The sequence below is a fragment of the Pseudacidovorax sp. DMC4 genome (genome assembly GCF_056314265.1).
Genome location: NZ_JBQUYR010000001.1, coordinates 474,242 through 491,560 on the forward strand (window position 1 = coordinate 474,242; position 17,319 = coordinate 491,560).

24 protein-coding genes are annotated in these 17,319 nt (G+C 68.1%); 18 read left to right on the plus strand and 6 right to left on the minus strand.

Translation table 11 applies throughout. The features are described 5' to 3' along the window. Window positions 1–201: 201 nt before the first annotated feature. Window positions 202–549 (plus strand): hypothetical protein, encoded by a 348-nt coding sequence (locus ACT54X_RS02050; protein ID WP_354318542.1) that lies wholly within the window; start codon window positions 202–204, stop codon window positions 547–549. Window positions 550–977: 428 nt separating this feature from the next. On the opposite strand, the gene ACT54X_RS02055 is transcribed toward ACT54X_RS02050, so the two are convergent. The 3 genes from ACT54X_RS02055 to ACT54X_RS02065 form a co-directional block, all read right to left on the minus strand. After that, complete coding sequence (locus ACT54X_RS02055; RefSeq protein ID WP_476344718.1) at window positions 978–1,571, minus strand: hypothetical protein; 594 nt, start codon at window positions 1,569–1,571, stop codon at window positions 978–980. Window positions 1,572–1,966: 395 nt separating this feature from the next. Continuing rightward, window positions 1,967–3,046 (minus strand): phage portal protein, encoded by a 1,080-nt coding sequence (locus ACT54X_RS02060; protein WP_476344720.1) that lies wholly within the window; start codon window positions 3,044–3,046, stop codon window positions 1,967–1,969. Then, window positions 3,043–4,833: a terminase large subunit domain-containing protein gene (locus tag ACT54X_RS02065; RefSeq protein ID WP_476344721.1), complete on the minus strand. Its 1,791-nt coding sequence runs from the start codon at window positions 4,831–4,833 to the stop codon at window positions 3,043–3,045. Before ACT54X_RS02065 ends, ACT54X_RS02060 begins: the two co-directional genes overlap by 4 nt. A 237-nt stretch (window positions 4,834–5,070) precedes the next feature. Here ACT54X_RS02065 and ACT54X_RS02070 point away from each other — a divergent pair, with 237 nt between their 5' ends. The 10 genes from ACT54X_RS02070 (at window position 5,071) to ACT54X_RS02115 (ending at window position 11,399) form a co-directional block, all read left to right on the plus strand. Further along, window positions 5,071–5,901, plus strand: a complete 831-nt coding sequence (locus ACT54X_RS02070) for a GPO family capsid scaffolding protein (protein WP_476344723.1) — start codon at window positions 5,071–5,073, stop codon at window positions 5,899–5,901. A gap of 43 nt (window positions 5,902–5,944) precedes the next feature. After that, window positions 5,945–6,964, plus strand: a complete 1,020-nt coding sequence (locus tag ACT54X_RS02075; protein WP_476344725.1) for a phage major capsid protein, P2 family — start codon at window positions 5,945–5,947, stop codon at window positions 6,962–6,964. An 11-nt stretch (window positions 6,965–6,975) separates the two neighbouring features. Further along, complete coding sequence (gene gpM, locus ACT54X_RS02080) at window positions 6,976–7,929, plus strand: phage terminase small subunit (protein WP_476344727.1); 954 nt, start codon at window positions 6,976–6,978, stop codon at window positions 7,927–7,929. 97 nt (window positions 7,930–8,026) lie between these two features. Continuing rightward, on the plus strand, window positions 8,027–8,527 hold the full coding sequence (locus tag ACT54X_RS02085; RefSeq protein WP_476344729.1) for a head completion/stabilization protein: 501 nt from the start codon (window positions 8,027–8,029) through the stop codon (window positions 8,525–8,527). A gap of 2 nt (window positions 8,528–8,529) precedes the next feature. Beyond that, the gene (locus ACT54X_RS02090; protein ID WP_476344731.1) at window positions 8,530–8,745 is read left to right on the plus strand and encodes a tail protein X; all 216 of its coding nucleotides are present in this window, start codon (window positions 8,530–8,532) and stop codon (window positions 8,743–8,745) included. An 11-nt stretch (window positions 8,746–8,756) separates the two neighbouring features. After that, complete coding sequence (locus ACT54X_RS02095; RefSeq protein ID WP_476344733.1) at window positions 8,757–9,236, plus strand: hypothetical protein; 480 nt, start codon at window positions 8,757–8,759, stop codon at window positions 9,234–9,236. After that, the gene (locus ACT54X_RS02100) at window positions 9,233–9,883 is read left to right on the plus strand and encodes a glycoside hydrolase family 19 protein (RefSeq protein ID WP_476344735.1); all 651 of its coding nucleotides are present in this window, start codon (window positions 9,233–9,235) and stop codon (window positions 9,881–9,883) included. The genes ACT54X_RS02095 and ACT54X_RS02100 overlap by 4 nt, the downstream gene beginning before the upstream one ends. Before the next feature lie 6 nt (window positions 9,884–9,889). Next, complete coding sequence (locus ACT54X_RS02105; protein ID WP_476344737.1) at window positions 9,890–10,438, plus strand: hypothetical protein; 549 nt, start codon at window positions 9,890–9,892, stop codon at window positions 10,436–10,438. Beyond that, window positions 10,435–10,935, plus strand: coding sequence for a phage tail protein (locus tag ACT54X_RS02110; protein WP_476344739.1), 501 nt, complete (start codon window positions 10,435–10,437; stop codon window positions 10,933–10,935). Before ACT54X_RS02105 ends, ACT54X_RS02110 begins: the two co-directional genes overlap by 4 nt. Continuing rightward, entirely contained in the window at window positions 10,935–11,399 is a 465-nt protein-coding gene (locus ACT54X_RS02115) for a phage virion morphogenesis protein (protein WP_476344741.1), read from the plus strand. The genes ACT54X_RS02110 and ACT54X_RS02115 overlap by 1 nt, the downstream gene beginning before the upstream one ends. A gap of 108 nt (window positions 11,400–11,507) precedes the next feature. Here ACT54X_RS02115 and ACT54X_RS02120 read toward each other — a convergent pair whose 3' ends face one another. Genes ACT54X_RS02120 through ACT54X_RS02130 form a run of 3 tightly spaced genes read right to left on the minus strand, consistent with a single transcriptional unit; the run spans window position 11,508 to window position 12,388 of the window. Then, on the minus strand, window positions 11,508–11,909 hold the full coding sequence (locus tag ACT54X_RS02120) for a hypothetical protein (RefSeq protein WP_476344743.1): 402 nt from the start codon (window positions 11,907–11,909) through the stop codon (window positions 11,508–11,510). A gap of 55 nt (window positions 11,910–11,964) precedes the next feature. Continuing rightward, the gene (locus ACT54X_RS02125) at window positions 11,965–12,204 is read right to left on the minus strand and encodes a hypothetical protein (RefSeq protein ID WP_476344745.1); all 240 of its coding nucleotides are present in this window, start codon (window positions 12,202–12,204) and stop codon (window positions 11,965–11,967) included. After that, window positions 12,194–12,388 (minus strand): hypothetical protein, encoded by a 195-nt coding sequence (locus tag ACT54X_RS02130; protein WP_114804243.1) that lies wholly within the window; start codon window positions 12,386–12,388, stop codon window positions 12,194–12,196. Before ACT54X_RS02130 ends, ACT54X_RS02125 begins: the two co-directional genes overlap by 11 nt. A 74-nt stretch (window positions 12,389–12,462) precedes the next feature. Here ACT54X_RS02130 and ACT54X_RS02135 point away from each other — a divergent pair, with 74 nt between their 5' ends. The 7 genes from ACT54X_RS02135 to ACT54X_RS02165 all read left to right on the plus strand — a co-directional run bounded on the left by ACT54X_RS02135 (window position 12,463) and on the right by ACT54X_RS02165 (window position 17,281). Further along, window positions 12,463–12,678 (plus strand): hypothetical protein, encoded by a 216-nt coding sequence (locus ACT54X_RS02135; RefSeq protein ID WP_476344747.1) that lies wholly within the window; start codon window positions 12,463–12,465, stop codon window positions 12,676–12,678. A gap of 211 nt (window positions 12,679–12,889) precedes the next feature. Beyond that, window positions 12,890–13,264, plus strand: coding sequence for a cupin domain-containing protein (locus ACT54X_RS02140; protein ID WP_476344749.1), 375 nt, complete (start codon window positions 12,890–12,892; stop codon window positions 13,262–13,264). Between the two features lie 136 nt (window positions 13,265–13,400). Next, window positions 13,401–14,156, plus strand: a complete 756-nt coding sequence (locus ACT54X_RS02145; protein WP_476344750.1) for a phage baseplate assembly protein V — start codon at window positions 13,401–13,403, stop codon at window positions 14,154–14,156. Continuing rightward, window positions 14,153–14,494, plus strand: coding sequence for a GPW/gp25 family protein (locus ACT54X_RS02150; protein WP_476344752.1), 342 nt, complete (start codon window positions 14,153–14,155; stop codon window positions 14,492–14,494). The genes ACT54X_RS02145 and ACT54X_RS02150 overlap by 4 nt, the downstream gene beginning before the upstream one ends. Continuing rightward, entirely contained in the window at window positions 14,491–15,393 is a 903-nt protein-coding gene (locus ACT54X_RS02155) for a baseplate assembly protein (RefSeq protein ID WP_476344754.1), read from the plus strand. Before ACT54X_RS02150 ends, ACT54X_RS02155 begins: the two co-directional genes overlap by 4 nt. Then, a complete protein-coding gene (locus ACT54X_RS02160) occupies window positions 15,386–15,934 on the plus strand; it encodes a phage tail protein I (RefSeq protein WP_476344756.1) in 549 nt (182 codons plus the stop codon). The genes ACT54X_RS02155 and ACT54X_RS02160 overlap by 8 nt, the downstream gene beginning before the upstream one ends. A 3-nt stretch (window positions 15,935–15,937) precedes the next feature. Continuing rightward, entirely contained in the window at window positions 15,938–17,281 is a 1,344-nt protein-coding gene (locus ACT54X_RS02165) for a gp53-like domain-containing protein (RefSeq protein ID WP_476344758.1), read from the plus strand. Window positions 17,282–17,319: the final 38 nt, after the last annotated feature.

A 17,319-nucleotide genomic window follows, 5' to 3' on the forward strand; every position in this document is an offset into this window, starting at 1 on the left:
CGCAGCGCCCGAACCGTGCAAGCAGCATGGGGGCACGATCAAGGTGCCATCGGGTCAGCAGGCCCGTACACCCTACGCTGGCCACAGCACGCCCACCGGCGGCGCGAGGCGCGAGTGGGCGCAAGAAGAGAAAAGTGGCGGTGCGGGGGCGGTGGGAAGACGTGAACCTGCGCGCCGGCACGATGCGCGTGCACCGGGCGCGTGCTGACCGAGGACAGGGCCCGCACCAAGACCACACCGCGAGCGGCTGGTGGAGCTCAACCACCGCGCTACATCGATGAGCGGTCGCAACGCCGCGCTTGGCTGCAAGCCCGGCTGGCGGCAGGTGTGCGCTATCGCCCGCCAAAGGAATGCCGCGACACGAGTGTGACGCTGGCACTGATGGCCGGCGCCAATCCGGTGTGGGTGGCCATGCAGCATGGCCACTCGGTGCAGGTGATGATGCGCGACTACGCGAAGTGGATTCCATCCGCCGACCGAGGCGCGAACCTGGCCGCGGTGAACGCCACGCTGGGCGCTGCGACCGAGGGCCCGCAGGGCCGGGAATGAGCGATTCAGGGATGGTTTAGGGCCAGCAGCGCGCGAGGCCAACCCCGGAAATGAAAAAAGCCGTTGAAGATCAACGGCTTTCTATGCGAAGGGCTTGGCGGAAACGGAGGGATTCGAACCCCTAAGACCAGGTTTCAGGCGTGCTGCAGCGTGTGCGCTCCGAGGGAGCTACTACGCTAGGCGCTGCCGGAACTCTCCGATTTAGGACCAGATTTAGGGATAACCGCTCGGCAACTCTGGTGGCAGGAAGGGAGTCGGCGCATGCGGCCGACCGTCTTGCCATCCACCAAGACACCGACGGCTTTCCGGTGTGTTGGAGTTCCCTAGCACCCGCAACCATAGCACGCTAACTGGCCCCCTAGGCGCTAGCTACATTTAAACAGCCGAGCTTAGACGAATTACTATTTAACAGAATATAAATTTCTGCGCTAGAAGCGCTCTGGTAGCGAAAATGTTCCGTATCGTATTAAAAGATATACCGCGAAGCAACTCCATGAAACGGGGAACAGCAAGCTTTGCACCCATACGTAATAACGCGCGAGCCATGTTAAGGTCGAGAATCGCGTTCCGGCTCCTTTCAGACGCGCAGTGTAAAGCTTGGCATTTAATTCGAAATCCTTCAACGCCTTTCGGTCCTTGTCGGCAATCTCATCCTTGCTGATAGGGAAGTTACCCAAAGCCTCTAACGTATGGAGGCGGACTAAGAGAGGAACAGCCCCTTGTAAAAAGGCCTTGTCGATTTTTAAGTTTGTACCGAACTGACTCCAGATGGAGGCCTCTGTATACCAAAGTCGAAAAACTGCGATATCGAACAGCCAGTTGACAAACAGGGAATATAAATAATACAGAACCAGCCCTAGGAGGGCTGTGTCTACCAACGCCGCAGGCAGGTCCATCCCTAACGCCTTAAGATCATTGAAAGGGACGTTGTAGAGCTTCGTCAGCACGGCCACCGTTGCCACTATCAACGCTCTATTCAAGACCTTTTCCGTTGTCTCGGAGATCAAGTTCTTCCCGCTCACCTTTGGCATATTTCCCTCCCCAGGAGCATGTCCGCCGTCATGGCCGGCTCAACCGCTAGCCGCCGTCAAATAATACGTATTTGTTCGTAGTGGAAGAAGCGCAGTTCCCCCTAAGCCCTCCCCCGCTGACCCGACCGATTGGCAAGGGGGAAACATCCCGGAAAAACATGCACATCAAGAGGGCAGGCGCGGTGGGGGCTCGTCTGCGCGCCGGGGGGCAGGAGCGACTGCTTCGACGGACTGGCGGGCGGTGGGGTAGCGTCCGGAGGGCGCTGCGGCGTGCGTATGGCCTGCAGGGCAGGCGCGCCGCCTCCCGGCAGGGGGCGGCGAGGTACGGACGAAAAAAAGCGCCCTGGGGGCGCGCGATGCTCCGGCCGTGCGCAGTCGGTGCGGAGCTATCCGGCGGCGGGCAGCTCGTAGGGTCCGAAGCGCACCACCTCCTGGCCGAGCCAATCGTTGACGGCCATGAGGCGCTGCTGGAGCGGGGCGATCTCGTTCTGGATGAAGACGCGCGTGGCCTCCCCCGCGTTGCCGAAGCCGCCGGTGTTGTTGGGGATGATGCCGAGCAGGCCAGGCGGCACGCGGTGCGCGGCGAGCACGTCGTCTCGGCTGGCGTTCTTGATGGCCAGGAAGTCGTCCTTCGCGGCCACCTCGCTGACGGGGATCAGCTTCAAGCCGTCCGCCTTGCCGTTGGGCGCCTGCAAGAAGAGATTCCGAAAGTTGCCTGGGCCTTTGCTCTCCCTCAGCGCCTCACGCAGCTGGTCAACATCGGTCCCTGAAACCGAAGCATCGGTCAGGTACAGGATGAAGCCCGCATGGCTGCCGTTCTCGTAGTAGCGGCGGCGGAAGACGGTGGCCGCCTCGTTTAGCCAAGTGGCGTGGAGCGCGCTCAGGTACTCGGGCAGACCGTACACCTCCTGGGCCAAGTCATCCTCCTGCAGCTGGAACACCGAGCCGCGCGCAAACTCGTGCTCCTGCTGGTAGCTGGGCACGAAGAAGAACTGCCCTTCTTCCTTCCCGCGCCGCGTGTACAGCGCCAGGCTGCGGCGCAGCTCCAGCACGCTGCCCGTCATCGAGCGGGGCGCTTCGAGGTAGGCGTTGCCGAAGATCAGGAAATCCAGAACCCACGCCGCGAAGGTGCTGCGCGACAGCAGCGGATGCGGCTGGAACAGCGACACCAGCAGGTTGCGCTTGAGGTAGATCGAGCTGCTGTGATGCGGCGCCGCGCGAAACGCCCGGGCCATGCCGTCGAGCGGCAGCGGGGGCTCGTACCACCGGCCATTGAACATGGCCTCCACGTAGTCCATGAGCCGCAGCCGCGAGACAGGTTCAGGGTCGCCGAAGGTGAACGCCACCGGCGCGGCTGGCGAAGCGGGCTCGGCCGGCGCCCCGCTCTCAGCGGCTGCCGAGAGGACGCGCGCGGCGCTGCTGCTGGTGATGCTGGCACTGCCATGGCGTGCACGTCGTTTGCTCATTCGAAGATCTCCATGAAGGAACGGCCGCCGACGACATCGCCGGCCAAGGTTTCGTAGTCCAGCGCATGCATCGTGGCCCAGGCCAGGTCGGCGTGGCCGGCCTCCTGCGAGCGGCCGGCGTCGTAGGTCACGCTGCGACCGCTGGCCGTCAACGTCTTGCGGATGGCCATGAAGGCTGCGGCCAGGTCCGTCATGCCCACGTCGAACTGCAGGCGCCCCTTGCTGATGACCTGCTTGGCCTTGAGCACCAGACGCGCCTTGACCTCGGGGCTGTACTTGTAGGCCCGCGCGTTGGGAAAGAACTTCGCCACGATCTGGTGGACGCCCTCCCCCATGCCCGTGGCATCGATGCCGATGTGCACCACGTTGTACTGCAGGGTCACGCGGCGGATGGCCTCGGCCTGGGCCTCGAAGTCCGCGCCCTTGAACTGCTCGCGATGCAGCACGCGGAAGGGATCGCCCGGGGCGCGCGGCAACGCAAGCACCACCAGCGCCGCGGCGTCGCCCGTGTCCGATGGGTCATAGCCCACCACCACGGGCTCGTGCCCGAAGGGACGCAGGGCGAGGGGCTTGAAGTCCGCCGCCCACTCCTCCCACGAATCCACCATGCACCCCTGCATCTCCGCCAGGCTGAACAGCGAAGCGCTGTCGTCGATGAACTCGCACATGAAGAGATTGGCGAACTCCTCGGCCGTGTACTCCTGCCGCAGCTCTTCGATGTCGAACAGGTCGAAGCCCGCCGCGGCCGCATCGGCCACCGTCACGATGTGCCGCCACTTCCGATCCGCGCACAGCACGCCACCGCTCAGGGCCTTGTGGCTGGTGTCGATGCGGACATGGTCCTTCTTGGCCTTGCCCTTGTTGCGGTCCTCGCCGGTCCAGAACGCATAGGCCTCGTGCGACATCGCCGAGGGCGTGGAGAAGTACGTCTTCCGCCAATGCTTGTGCGCTGCCATCGCGCTGGCCAGCTTGTTGATGACCTTGAAGCGCGGCACCCAGAAGAACTCATCGAAGTAAAAGTCCCCGTGGTAGCTTTGCGCGGTCATCGCGTTGGTGCCCAGGAAGATCAACTCCGCGCCGTTCCAAAGCTTGATGTTCTCCCCCCGCAGCTCCACGCCCACCTGCTTGGCGAAGTCCACGATGTAGCTGCGGAACTGATGCGCCTGTGCCTTCGAGGCGCTCAAGAAAAGCTTGTTGCGCCCCTCCTTCGCCGCACTCAGCAGCGCCTCATGCGCAAAGTAGAAGGTCGCCCCAATCTGCCGCGACTTGAGCAGCATGCGCAGCCGCTGCCGCTGGTTCTCGTACCACGTCTGATGGAACGGATAGTTCTGCTCCAGCAGCAGCGCCTCCAGCTGCTCGATCTGCTCGGGCGTGAACTCGTTACGCCCCCGCTTGCGCGGCGCCGCGTTCATGGCCTTCGTGCGCTCCGCAATTGCAGGATTCAGGTCGCCTTCCTTGCCCGTGTGCTGATAGCGCTCCACGCGCGCCGTGCGCTCCAGCTGACGGCCCAGCAGGTCGATCTCCTTGAAGTCGCCGCCGGTCTTCTGGTCTTTCAACACCAGCTGCACCAGCCGCATCTCCAGCGCGCCATTCACACGCTCCAGCGGTGCGGCCTCGTCCCAACGCTCGGCGTCCTTCCACCCATACACGGTCGAAGGCGGCAGCTGCAGAAACTCCGCGATCTGCTTGCACCGCCAGCCCTGAAAGTAGAGGAAGCGCGCATGCGTGCGGCGTCCTTGCGGATTGCTGCCGCCCGTGGCAATCTGATCGGACAGCGCGGCGGCCACCGACCCGGCCGCAAGCCCGGCCCCTGCGGCTTTCTCAATGCTGGAGCCCTTCGCGCGACGCGCGGGGCTCTCTCCCTGTGGTGTGTGCATGGCACCTAGCGTGCCTACCGCAACCCCGCATCTCCAGCCCTTCGATCTCTACCCGGCACACGGCGCAACGCCGTGCGTTGAACGTGCGCGGCACGGCGTCCAACATGGGACCACCCATCCAAAACGCCACCACACACCGCACCGCACATGGCCGCCAAATCCAAGTTCTTCCGCGTCGCCGTCGAAGGCGCCACCTCCGATGGCCGCACCATCGAACGCTCCTGGCTGGAGCAGATCGCCGCCAGCTACAGCCCCGCCACCTACGGCGCCCGCGTCAACCTGGAGCACTACAAGGGCATCCTCCCCGACAGCCCCTTCCGCGCCTATGGCGACGTGCTAGCCGTCAAGACCGAAGAGGTCGACATCGGCGGCACCAAGAAGCTGGCCCTCTTCGCGCAGATCGACCCTACGCCCGAGCTGGTGGCCCTCAGCAAGAAGCGCCAGAAGATCTACACCAGCATCGAGGTGGCACCCAAGTTCGCCGACACCGGCAAGGCCTACCTCGTCGGCCTGGCCGTCACCGACAACCCCGCGAGCCTGGGCACCGAAGCCCTCGCCTTCGCCGCCCAGCACCCCAACGCCAGCCCCTTCACCCAGCGCAAGGCCCACCCAGAGAACCTCATCAGCGAGGCCCTGGAGTTCACCCTGGAACTGGAAGGCGCCGACGAAGACACCGGCGCCCTGGCCAAGTTCAAGGCCAACATCACCGCCGCCATCGAGCGATTCACCGGCAAGGCCAAGACCGACGACGAGCGCTTCGGCTTGGTGGCCGAAGGCTTCAAGAAGATCGGCGACGCCTTCACCGAGCACGCCGACCACACCGCCGTCGGCATCAAGGCCAACACCAGCGCCATCGAGTCCCTGCAGGCCGAGGTCAAGACCCTGCGCGAGAAGTTCGCCGTACTCGACAAGACCCCCGCCAACCCCGGCCGTCCCACCGCCACCGGCGGCGCCGGCCAGGTGCAAACCGAGTTCTGAGCCCGCCCGGCGCACACCCGCAACCCTCACCGCACGCACGCACATGCACCAGCTCACCCGTCCCTTGTTCTCCGCCTATCTGGCCCGCCTGGCCCAGCTCAACGGCGTCCACGCCGACGACGTCACCAAGACCTTCACCGTCTCCCCTTCGGTCCAGCAGAAGCTGGAGACCAAGATGCAGGAGTCCAGCGACTTCCTCGGCCGCATCAACATGGTGGGCGTCACCGAGCAGCAGGGCCAGAAGCTCGGCCTCGGCCTGTCCGGCCCGGCCGCCAGCCGCACCGACACCAGCCAGGCCGACCGCCAGACCCGCGACATCACCACGCTCGACCAGCGCGGCTACATCTGCACCAAGACCGACAGCGACACGCACATCGGCTACGCCAAGCTTGACGCCTGGGCCAAGTTCCCCGACTTCCAGACCCGCGTGGCCAACGCCATCCTGCAGCGGCAGGCGCTCGACATCATGTGCATCGGCTTCAACGGCACCAGCATTGCCGCCAACACCAACCTGGCACAGAACCCCCTGCTGCAGGACGTCAACAAGGGCTGGCTGCAGCACCTGCGCGAAGACGCGCCCGAGAACGTCATGGCCAGCGGAGCGACCGCCGGCAAGGTCAAGATCGGCAGCGCCGCCGGCACCGACTACAAGAACCTCGACGCCGCCGTCTACGACGCCATCACGCTGCTCGATCCGTGGTTCCAGCAAGACCCCGGCCTCGTGGCCATCCTGGGCCGCAAGCTGCTGCACGACAAGTACTTCCCGCTCGTCAACACCAGCCAGGCGCCCACCGAAACGCTGGCCGCCGATGTCGTCATCAGCCAGAAGCGCGTGGGCGGCCTGCAGGCCGCGAGCGTGCCCTACTTCCCCGACAACGCCATCCTCATCACCACCTTCGACAACCTGTCGCGCTACTACCAGACCGGTGGCCGCCGTCGCATGGTCATCGAGAACCCCAAGCGCGACCGGATCGAGAACTTCGAATCGAGCAACGACGCCTATGTGATCGAGGACAACGGCCGCGCCGCCCTCATCGAAAAGATCGAGATCGCCAACGCCTGACGCGGCCCGCCATGCTCAGCCCCGCCCAACGCCACCGCGCCCGCGTGCTGCAGGAGAAGGCCCAACAACAGGCCGCCGCCGCAGACCCGCACGGCGAACTCACCGGCGACGCCTACCAGCTCATGCTGGCCAAGCTCGCCGCCGACCGCCGCCACCTCAAGGGCCTGCAGTCCATCACCCGCAAATGCGAGGTCAAGGCTCAGCTGCTGCCCGCCTACTTCGACTGGATCGCCGAGGCCCTGCGCAGCGGCACCGGCGCGCAGGACCGCGTGCTCAGCACCTGCATGGTGTGGGCCATCGACGCCGGCGCCTACACCCTCGCGCTCGACATCGCCGCCTATGTGCTCACGCACGGCCTCACCCTGCCCGACCAGTTCGAGCGCACGCCCGCCGTGGCCGTCATCGACGAGCTTTCCACCGCCTACCTCACCGGCAAGTGGGCTCCGCTCGAAGTCGGCCACACCGACGACGGCAAGCCCGCCCTCGTCGGCACGGCCTACACCAGCGCGAGCCCCGCCGAGCAGCTGGCCACCACCGCCCGCCTGCTCATGCGCGCCCTGGAGCTGACCACCGGGCACGACGCGCCCGACCAAGCCCGCGCCAAGCTGCACAAGGCCATTGCCTATGCCGCCCTGGGCAAGGTGCAGACCGCCGAAGACCCCGACCTTGGCGCCCTCAGCCCCGAGCGCCTGGCCATCGCGCAGGAGCACCTGCAGCGCGCCCTGCAGCTCGCCAGCGACAGCGGCGTCAAGAAGGACATCGAGCGCGTCACCCGCCGCGCCGCCGCCCTGCAGGCCCAGGCAGAAGCCGAGGCCAAGGGCCAGGCCAGCGCGCAACTGCAGCCCGACAGCGCCGCCAAGCCCGCGGCCCCCGCTGACGGCAGCGCCGCCACCACCGAACACCCCGCCGACCCACCCAGGCCTCGCACCCCCAAGCGCGGCCCGGCCAAGTCGCGCGGCCACTGAGCACCCCCACGTGCCGGGCGGCCCGCAGCGCCGCGCCAAAGGCTGAGCCTTCACGGCAACGCGCTGCGGCCACCGCCCACCTACACCCCCACCCGCCATGTCCCTGATCGCCGCCGCCCCGCCCCTCGTGCGCACCACGCCCCCGCAAGACCCGGCCCCGCTCGGCACCCTGCAGGCCGGCGATGCCTTCTGGCCCGTCATCGACCTGGCCGAGCTGCGCGACACCCAGCGCCTGGACGGCACCGTCAACGCCGCCCGCCTGCAGCACGCCGCCACCGAGGCCCTGGCCCACACCATGGCCGAACTCAGCGCCTGGGCCGCCGTCCAGCAGCTGGAAGGCCACGCCACCCTGGCCGACGTGCCCGCCCCCAGCATCAACAGCACCAGCGTGCAGGTGCTGCGCTTTCGCCGCGCCGTGTACAGCCTGGCCCACGCCAACCTGCTGGAGCGCTATGCGGACTACGACAGCACCGGCCGCGCCCGCAAGGACGACGAAGACGCCACCCGCAACCTGCAGGCCGAGCAGCACCGCCGCGACGCCCGCTGGGCCATCCGCGACATCCTGGGCCTCAGCCGCACCGCCGTGGAGCTGATCTAGCCATGCCCCAGACCGTCACCGCGCGCCAGGGCGACACCCTCGACCTGCTGTGCCTGCGGCACCTGGGCACCACCGCCGGCGTCACCGAGGCCGCCTATGCCTTGAATCCCGGCCTCGCCGCCCTCGGCCCCGTCCTGCCCCTGGGCCAGGCCGTCACCCTGCCCGATCCGCCCACCACCCCCGCCGCCACCGCCAACACCATCCAGCTCTGGGATTGAAAGCCGCCCCCATGTCCGAACCCACCACCACCGCCGCTGGCAGCGTCGCCGGCTACAAGCTCGCCCTGCTCACCCTGCCCGTCGTCGCCTCGCTCATCGCCTTCTGGCTGGGCCTGCGCTACGTGCCCCTGCGCGCCGACGCGCCGCACAAAGACCTCGTCAACCGCGTCACCGCCTGCCTGGTCAGCAGCTTCGTGGTCGGCACCGCCGCCCTCGTCGCGCTGGTGCACCACTACCCCGAGGCCTTCACCGCCGCCGAGGCCCTGGCCAGCCACGCGCTGCTGCCGCCGGTGGCCGGCTTCTTTCTCGTCAGCGGCTGCGTCTTCGTGGTGTGCTCCATCCCCGGCCCGTGGATCGTGGCCGCCGTCTTCACCTGGCTGGAGCGGCGCAAGGGCCGCGACATCGCCGAGCTGGCCAGCGACGCCGTGAGCGACGCACGCGGCGCCCTCGCCGGCACCGCCACCAACGCAGCCAAGGGCACCGGCCAATGAGCGCGCGCGCCCTGCTCACCCTGCCGGCCCTCATCGCCGCCGGCATCAACCCCACCGCCGCGCGCACCTTCCTGGCCCCGCTGGCCGACGTGTGCGCCGCCTACGCCATCGACACCCCGCGCCGCCTGGCCGCCTTCATCGGCCAGTGCAGCCACGAGTCCGCCGGCTTCACCCGGCTGGAAGAAAACCTGTTCTACACCACGCCCGAGCGGCTCCTGCAGGTCTTCCGCACCCGCCTGCGCGGCCTGGACGATGCGCGCACCTACCTGCGCAACCCCAAGGCCCTGGCCAACCGCGTCTATGCCGGCGTCAACGGCAACGGCGACGAGGCCAGCGGCGACGGCTGGCGCTACCGTGCCCGCGGCCTCATCGGCAACACCGGCCGCGACAACTACGCCCGCGTCCAGCAACAGACCCGCCTGCCCGTCGTCGCCTCGCCCGACCTGCTCACCCAGCCCCTGGCCGCCACCCAGGCCGCCGCGGCCTACTGGGTCGACAACGGCCTCAACGCCCAGGCCGACGCCTGGGCCATCGACGCCATCACCCGGGCCATCAACGGCCGCGCCATGGCCGGCGCCCAAGACCGGCGCGAGCGCTGCGAGCGCGCCCTCGAAGCGCTGGCCGCCACCGCCGCCATGCCCGCCTGAACCGCCATGGCCACCGCCCTGCCCCTGCTGCTGCGCCTGGCCCTCGCCGCCCTCGTCGGCGCCGTGCTCTGGGCCACCCACGCCGCCGGCGTCCAGTCCGGCCGCAGCGCCGTGCTGGCCGACTGGAACGCCGACAAGGCTCGCACCGCCCAAGGCACCGCCACCGCCGCCACCCAGGCCCTGCAGCACAGCGCCGAACTCGGCGACACGCTGGCGCAGCTCATCACCGACCACCAGAAAGCCAAGGCCCATGACAACCAAGCCCTCGCGACTCTTCTTGCTGGCGTGCGCGCTGGCACTGTCCGCCTGTCAGTCCCTACCCGCGAGCCCGCCGCCAGCGTCGGCGCAGCTCTGCCCGGTGCTGCCCCCGCTCAACCTGGCCAGGCGCGCGCCGAACTTGCGCCAGAGGCTGCTGCAGACCTTGTCGCCATCGCCGGAGACGGCGACGACGCTACCCACGACCTCAATGCCTGCCTCGACGCCTACGACGCCGCCCGCGCCCGAGTGAACGCCGCCGCTGGCCACGCCCCGCCCAGCAACATCGCCCAGCCATGAAGAAGCCCGCCAGCCTGCGCCGCTACCTCGAAGAGGCCGTGCCCCACCTGCAGGCCAACCCCGACCGGCTGACCGTCTTCATCGAGTCCGGCCACCTGGTGGCCGCCGGCGGCCCCTCGCTCTCGTTCCGCTACGAGTACACGCTCGTCCTCACCGTGCTCGACTACGCCGGCGACCTCGACACCCTGGCCGTGCCCCTGCTCGCCTGGCTGCGCACCTGCCAGCCCGACATTGCGCTGAACCCTTCGCTGCGCGAGAAGGCCCTGCGCTTCCATGCCGAGCTGCTCAACCACGACACCGCCGACGTGGAGATCCAGGTGGACCTGTCGGAAACCGTGGCCGTCAAGGAATCCACCGAGCCCGGCGGCCGGCGCCGGCTCGACGTGCGCCACGTGCCCGAGCCCTACCACCCCGCCCCCTACGCGACGGGCGATTACGCCCTGTACCTGGGCGAGCAGATCGGCGCCGAGTGGCATGTGGCCGAGGAGATCCGCTGATGGCCGCCGACCCGCTCGACACCCTGGCCGGCTGGGCCGGGCCGCTGCTGGCCCGCCTGGCGCCGCAGCGGCGCCGCCAGCTCATGGCCGAGATCGGCACCACGCTGCGCCAGAGCCAGGCCGCGCGCATCGCCGCGCAGCGCAACCCGGACGGCAGCGCCTACCAGGCGCGCAAGCCCCGCACCATCCGCCGGCGCAAAGGGGCCATCCGCCGCGGCATGTTCGAGCGCCTGCGCACCGCCCGTTTCCTCAAGAAGTCCGCCACCGCAGACCGCGCCACGGTCGCCATCGACCCGCGGGCCGCGCGCATCGCCCGCGTCCACCAGTACGGCCTGCGCGACAGCGTGGACTGGCGCCGCGCCGGCAGTCCGACCGTGCGCTACGCGCGGCGCGAACTGCTGGGCCTCACCGAGGCAGACGTGCGGGCCATCGAGGCCCAACTGGCCGCCGCCCTGGGGGCCTGACACCAGTTGCCCCTCAGCGCCGCCACGCAGGCGCGAGCCAGTAGGCCAAACCCCCGCGGCTTCCAGCGCTCATCGACATGACCGCCGCGGCCAACATGCCCTGGGGCGCTACACAGAGCCGGACGGCAGCAGGCCTATGCGCTCCATGTATTCGCGTGAAGATCGCATGCGCCAGTCCTCCTTCGCCCCTGGCAAAGCGGCCGGGCCGGCCGCCGGCGTCTCATCGAAAAGGACCGGCAAACACCACCACGTCTGTGCGAAGCGCTCACGCCGGATCGACTTCGGATCGACCGCAGATTCGCGCAGCTCGAAGCCAGCGATCAAGACCCCGCGGTCGATGATCTTGACCACCCTGGCCGACTGGAGCGGCGGGATCACAAAGCCCTCGCGCGAATCTGGCCAGTCCAGAAATGCCCCCATGCGCTTGCGCGACGGCCGAGGGTCATAGTCGCGCTCCTGCAGGCGCAGCCTGCCCACGTTGACGTCCGCGACTACCCATTCCTTGTGCATCCGGACGCCACGGCTCCTAAGTCGGTGTACTGCCCACATACCGGCATCAGCACGATCAGCGCCGCCACGCTGGCGCAAGCCAGTAGGCCCAAGCGCCGCGCATCCAGGCCGCCGTGTACAGCAGGGCCAGCGCGAACATGCCCCACTGCCCGGCCCCCCACGTCGCGGCCAGAAAGAAGGGCTGACTCGCCAGCCCGAACAGGCAAGCCCACCGCGCCCGGCCGCGCCGCGTGTCCTGCGACAGCCAAGCCGCCAGGGCCCCACACACGGCAATCAGCAGCTGCTCAACCGCCATGCGGCGCCTCGATGGGCGCAAGCCAGCGCGAGGCCGCCAGGCTGGGGGCCAGCGCGCGCAGCTGGGTGTCATGCGCAATCTCGCGCGCCGTCGCCTCCAGCTCGATGGGATCGACCGTGCGCCAGTGCAGCTGAAGGCGGTGCGCGCAGGCCGCGATCCAGGTTTCGTCGTCTTGGGTGTTCATGCGGCCAGTCTAGCCAAACACTGTACATTTGCACAGTATTCGGCAACCCTAGTTGACATCGCCTAGACCCTCCCATGAGCCTCTTCGGACACCCCACCCTGCTGCGCGTGCCGGCCTGGTACAGCGACCACGTGCAAGACGAGATCGTGCTGCCGCTCCCGCCCGAGGAGTACGACGTCGAACCCGGCCAAGGCATCAATGGGCGATGGGTGGTGACCAGCTCCAGCGGGGCGGTGGTCTACAACGGGATTGGGCCGGTGGAGGTGGTGCGGTCGCCTGCGCCGTTCTGATTCGCAACGGCAAGGCACACCATCGGTAGCGTTACAGCCTTGAGACGAAATACAGACCCATCACTACCATGCTCAGTGCCTACGTTGGAGCGCGCGCATCTACGACAAACAGATGAGTTCGGGCCGGGGATCAACTGTCAAGATGCGCCTGACGTAAAGACAACCGTGTTGCCAAGCGTCATCAAACGACCCAACTATTTAGGAAATCAACATGAAACCGTCCCAACGCATCATTGATAACGTCTTTGGAAATGACAAATCCAGATTTAAGACGGTTAGAGCGTCTGTCGGGGGCGAAATAATTCCTGGAACCTTGATGAAGGTTCTTTTTGAAAATTGTGAAGCGAGGATCGTCAAATATAAAAAAGGCGCGACGATACCCCGTCATAAGCACACTAGTGAGACATTAAAGTTCGTTCTAAAAGGGTGTATCGAAACACGAGAGGGCGAGCGACTCGTACCCAGCATTGGCGATTACAAATGTGGCGGGTTTGAATACGGTCCTTGGAAGGTACTAGAAGAAACATATATTCTTGTCCTCCAGCAGCCAGGAACGGTCGCATTGAAGGGCAAAGCGAAGCCTTGAGCTAATTGGACAATAAGGCCGCGCACCCAACGAGGGGAAAAAATAGAAGCCGCATTTCAACACAGCGCGTTTCTGCCCGGCACCCTCAGATAAGCAGTTCCTCGCGCGCGCACGCCTCCCCCGGCAAATTGGTCGCATGGACATCGACCTGTTGCTGCCGGACGTGCTGCGCAAGCTGGAGAACCTCGTGCGCACCGGCACCATTGCCGAGGTGCGCCACGAGCTGCCCGGCGCCCTGGTGCGCGTGCGCACGGGCAAGAACCTCACGGACTGGCGCCCCTACCACGAGCTGCGCGCCGGCAACACCCGCACCTGGAACCCGCCCACGGTCGGCGAGCAGGTCACGCTGCTCTCCCCCGGCGGTGACCTGGCCGGCGCTCTGGTGATCGGCGGCATCCATCAGAACGACCACCCCGCCCCCAGCACCGACCCCAACAAGACCGTCACCGTCTACCCGGACGGCGCCACCGTCAGCTACGACCACGCCGCGCACGCCCTGGCCATCACGCTGCCCGCCGGCGGCACGGCCGACATCACCGTCCCCGACCGCATCACCGTCCACTGCACCACGGCCGACGTCACAGCCAGCGACAGCGCCACGGTCCATTCGCAGCAGATCACCCTCGACGCGCCGCAGACCACCACCACCGGACACCTCACGGTCATGGGCCTGACCACCATGCTCGGCGGCTTCAGCGCCTCCGGCGCCTCGGCCGTGCCCGGTGCGCAAAGCGTGGGCCGCATGAGCATCCCACTGCTCTCCACGCGCGAGATCGAGACCACCAGCACCGTGAGCGCCGACACCGACGTGCGCAGCGGCCCCATCAGCCTGCGCACCCACACCCACGACAAGGTGCAGCAAGGCACCGACCTTTCGGGCCTGCCGCAATGATGTCCGCCAGCACCGGCCGCGCGCTGGCCTATGCCGACCACATCGGCCAATCCATCGCCGACATCCTCACCACGCCCATCGGCTCGCGCGTCATGCGCCGCAGCTATGGCAGCTTCATCCCCGAGCTGATCGACGCGCCCACCACGCCGGCCAACCGCCTGCGCCTCATCGCGGCCAGCGCGCAGGCCATCATGAAGTGGGAGCCGCGCACCACCGTGCGCCGCATCACCCTGTCCACGGCCAGCGACGGCACCACGCAACTCAACATCGAGCGCGTGGACCGCAGCCAGGCCGCCACCACGCTGCAGACGGTCAGCATCGGGGGCCTGGCCGCATGAGCACGTCCCAGCTCATCGACATGAGCAAGCTGCCGGCGCCCGCCGTCGTGCAGGTGCCCGACTTCGAGGCCGTGCTCGCCGACCTCAAGGCCGACCTCGTGGCCGCCTACCCGCCGGCCGCGCCCGTCATCGAGCTGGAATCCGAGCCGCTCACCAAGTGGCTGGAGCGCACGGCATACCAGATCGTGGTGGAGCGCAGCGCCCGCAACGACTCGGCCCACGCCGTCATGCTGGCCTATGCGCAGGGCAGCGACCTCGACCAACTCGCCGCCTTCTACGACGTGCAGCGCCTGGTCATCACCCCGGCCGACCCCGCCGCCGTGCCGCCCGTCGAAGAGGTGATGGAGAGCGACGACGACTTCCGCGCGCGCATCCAGCTCGCGCCGCGCGGCTACAGCGTCGCCGGCCCTGTGGGCGCGTACATCTTCCACGCCAAGAGCGCAGACGGCCAGGTGCTCGACGCCTACCCCGTCAGCCCCACGCCCGGGCAGGTGGTGGTGAGCGTGCTTGCCCGCGATGGCGAGGGTGTGCCCACCCAGGCCCTGCTCGACAAGGTCTATGCCGCGCTCACCGCGCAGGACGTGCGCCCCCTCACCGACGAGGTGTTGGTGCAGCCCGCCGGCATCGTGCATTACCAGATCGCCGCCACCGTCTACATGCTGCCCGGCCCCGATGCGTCCAGTGTCATGGCCGAGATCCAGACCCGTGCCGAGCAGTACGCCGCCGCCATGCACCGCATCGGCCGACTGCCCACGCTGTCGGGCATCTATGCCGCCCTGCACATCGACGGCGTGGCCCGCGTGGTGCTGCACAGCCCCGCCGCCGACGTGGCCGTGAGCAACACCCAGGCGAGCCACTGCACCGCCATCGACCTGGCTTTCGGGGGTGTGATTGACTGACAGCCTCCTGCCCCCCAACGCCACCGCGCTTGACCGCGCGGTTGAGGCCGTGGCCGTGCGCGCCCTGCAGGCCATTCCTCAGCCGCACCGCAGCCTCTGGAACGCCGACACCTGCCCCCTGCCGCTGCTGCCCTGGCTGGCCTGGAGCATGGGCGTGGAAGGCTGGCGTACCGACTGGCCCGAGGCCGTCAAGCGCGCCGTGGTGCGCAACGCCATCGCCATCCAGCGCCGCCGCGGCACCTACCGCAGCGTGGCCGATGCCGTGGCCGCCTTCGGCGGAAACATCGCCATCCGCGAGTGGTGGCAGACCACGCCGCGCGGCCTGCCCCACACCTTCGAACTCGTCTTCACCCTCACCGACCAGACGGGCGCCGGCGTCAGTGCCGCTTTAGTGGAAGACGTGATTGCCGAGGTGGCCCGCGTCAAGCCGCTGCGCAGCCACTTCACCGCCATCCAGGGCCTGGCCGCCGCCCCTGCCCTCAGGGCCGTGGCGGTGGGCCGGCCCGTCGTCTACGCGCGGCTCGCGCTGCAGGTCCAGTAAGCCATGGCCATCCTCTTCAAGCTCACCGACGCCGGCCGCGCCGCGCTCGTCAACGCCGGCCACACCGGCACCAATGCGCGCACGCTCGTCAGCGTGGGCCTCACCGCCCAGGCCTTCGCACCCGCGGCAGGCCTGGCCGCGCTGCCCGGCGAGTTCAAGCGCCTGGCCACCATCGCCGGCGACGTGGTGGCGGGCGACACCATCCACGTCACCATCCGCGACGACGGCCCCGACACCTACACCGTGCGCGGCTTCGGCCTGTGGCTGGACAACGGCACCCTGCTGGGCAGCTACGGCCAGGCCGAGCCCATCGTGGAGAAGTCCGCCGCCGGCATCATGATGCTGGCCACCGACCTGCGCGTGCTCGACGGCAGCGCGGACATCAGCACGCTCCAATTCGGGCAGACCAGCTTCATCAACCCGCCGGCCACCACCGAGCGCCTGGGCGTCATCGAGATCGCCACCGACGCCGAAGCCGACGAGGGCACCGACGACGTGCGGGCCATCACCCCGCGCACACTGGCCCTGGGCCTGGCCCGCAAGGCGCAGGCCGCGCGCAAGCTCATCGCCGGCACCGGCCTGACGGGCGGCGGCGACCTCACCGCCGACCGCACGCTGACGCTGGCCGACACCGCCGTGGTCGCCGGCAAATACGGCAGCGCGACCGCCGCGCCCACCTTCACTGTCGATGCGCAGGGCCGCCTCACGGCCGCCGGAACCGTCACCATCAAGCCGACGTGGGCCAGCGTCACCGACAAGCCCACCACCGTGGCCGGCTACGGCATCACCGATGCGGCCCTGGCCAGCCGCAAGCTCACGGCCGGCACCGGCCTGACCGGCGGCGGCGACCTGAGCGCCGACCGCACCCTGAGCCTGGCCAATACCGCAGTGGCCGCCGGCAGCTACGGCAGCGAGACCACGGCGCCCACCTTCACCGTCGATGCGCAGGGCCGCCTCACGGCCGCCGACAGCAAGACCATCAAGCCGGCGTGGGGGAGCATCACCGGCAAGCCCACCACGCTCGACGGCTACGGCATCACCGACGCCATGCGCAGCAACGCCTTCGACAACCACGTCCTGGCCCCCATCGGCTCGCAGCCGATGCCCGCCGGGCTGATCGTGCAATGGGGCGGTGCCACCGTGGGCAGCAACGGCAACACCTACGTCACCTTCAGGGAGCCCTTCCCGAACAGCGTGTTCGCCATCGTCCTGGGCGGCAACAACACCGCGCTCTGCGTCTACACGTACCAAGGCCAGTCCGCCGCCGGCTTTCTGCTGCAGGCGTGGACCAAGAACGGCGACGCCGCGCCCAACCAAACCGCGTTCTGGATCGCCCTGGGCCGGTGACGCGTGCCCACGCTCCCCCTCCCGCTCTGCCCTTACCC

What these genes read in the sequence shown, in the direction of transcription:
- ACT54X_RS02060 (WP_476344720.1), bottom strand. Translation starts at nt 3,046, where the DNA reads ATGAGCAAACGACGTGCACGCCATGGCAGTGCCAGCATCACCAGCAGC.
- ACT54X_RS02070 (WP_476344723.1), top strand. Translation starts at nt 5,071, where the DNA reads ATGGCCGCCAAATCCAAGTTCTTCCGCGTCGCCGTCGAAGGCGCCACC.
- ACT54X_RS02075 (WP_476344725.1), top strand. Translation starts at nt 5,945, where the DNA reads ATGCACCAGCTCACCCGTCCCTTGTTCTCCGCCTATCTGGCCCGCCTG.
- gpM (WP_476344727.1), top strand. Translation starts at nt 6,976, where the DNA reads ATGCTCAGCCCCGCCCAACGCCACCGCGCCCGCGTGCTGCAGGAGAAG.
- ACT54X_RS02085 (WP_476344729.1), top strand. Translation starts at nt 8,027, where the DNA reads ATGTCCCTGATCGCCGCCGCCCCGCCCCTCGTGCGCACCACGCCCCCG.
- ACT54X_RS02090 (WP_476344731.1), top strand. Translation starts at nt 8,530, where the DNA reads ATGCCCCAGACCGTCACCGCGCGCCAGGGCGACACCCTCGACCTGCTG.
- ACT54X_RS02095 (WP_476344733.1), top strand. Translation starts at nt 8,757, where the DNA reads ATGTCCGAACCCACCACCACCGCCGCTGGCAGCGTCGCCGGCTACAAG.
- ACT54X_RS02100 (WP_476344735.1), top strand. Translation starts at nt 9,233, where the DNA reads ATGAGCGCGCGCGCCCTGCTCACCCTGCCGGCCCTCATCGCCGCCGGC.
- ACT54X_RS02105 (WP_476344737.1), top strand. Translation starts at nt 9,890, where the DNA reads ATGGCCACCGCCCTGCCCCTGCTGCTGCGCCTGGCCCTCGCCGCCCTC.
- ACT54X_RS02110 (WP_476344739.1), top strand. Translation starts at nt 10,435, where the DNA reads ATGAAGAAGCCCGCCAGCCTGCGCCGCTACCTCGAAGAGGCCGTGCCC.
- ACT54X_RS02115 (WP_476344741.1), top strand. Translation starts at nt 10,935, where the DNA reads ATGGCCGCCGACCCGCTCGACACCCTGGCCGGCTGGGCCGGGCCGCTG.
- ACT54X_RS02120 (WP_476344743.1), bottom strand. Translation starts at nt 11,909, where the DNA reads ATGCACAAGGAATGGGTAGTCGCGGACGTCAACGTGGGCAGGCTGCGC.
- ACT54X_RS02125 (WP_476344745.1), bottom strand. Translation starts at nt 12,204, where the DNA reads ATGGCGGTTGAGCAGCTGCTGATTGCCGTGTGTGGGGCCCTGGCGGCT.
- ACT54X_RS02130 (WP_114804243.1), bottom strand. Translation starts at nt 12,388, where the DNA reads ATGAACACCCAAGACGACGAAACCTGGATCGCGGCCTGCGCGCACCGC.
- ACT54X_RS02135 (WP_476344747.1), top strand. Translation starts at nt 12,463, where the DNA reads ATGAGCCTCTTCGGACACCCCACCCTGCTGCGCGTGCCGGCCTGGTAC.
- ACT54X_RS02140 (WP_476344749.1), top strand. Translation starts at nt 12,890, where the DNA reads ATGAAACCGTCCCAACGCATCATTGATAACGTCTTTGGAAATGACAAA.
- ACT54X_RS02145 (WP_476344750.1), top strand. Translation starts at nt 13,401, where the DNA reads ATGGACATCGACCTGTTGCTGCCGGACGTGCTGCGCAAGCTGGAGAAC.
- ACT54X_RS02150 (WP_476344752.1), top strand. Translation starts at nt 14,153, where the DNA reads ATGATGTCCGCCAGCACCGGCCGCGCGCTGGCCTATGCCGACCACATC.
- ACT54X_RS02155 (WP_476344754.1), top strand. Translation starts at nt 14,491, where the DNA reads ATGAGCACGTCCCAGCTCATCGACATGAGCAAGCTGCCGGCGCCCGCC.
- ACT54X_RS02165 (WP_476344758.1), top strand. Translation starts at nt 15,938, where the DNA reads ATGGCCATCCTCTTCAAGCTCACCGACGCCGGCCGCGCCGCGCTCGTC.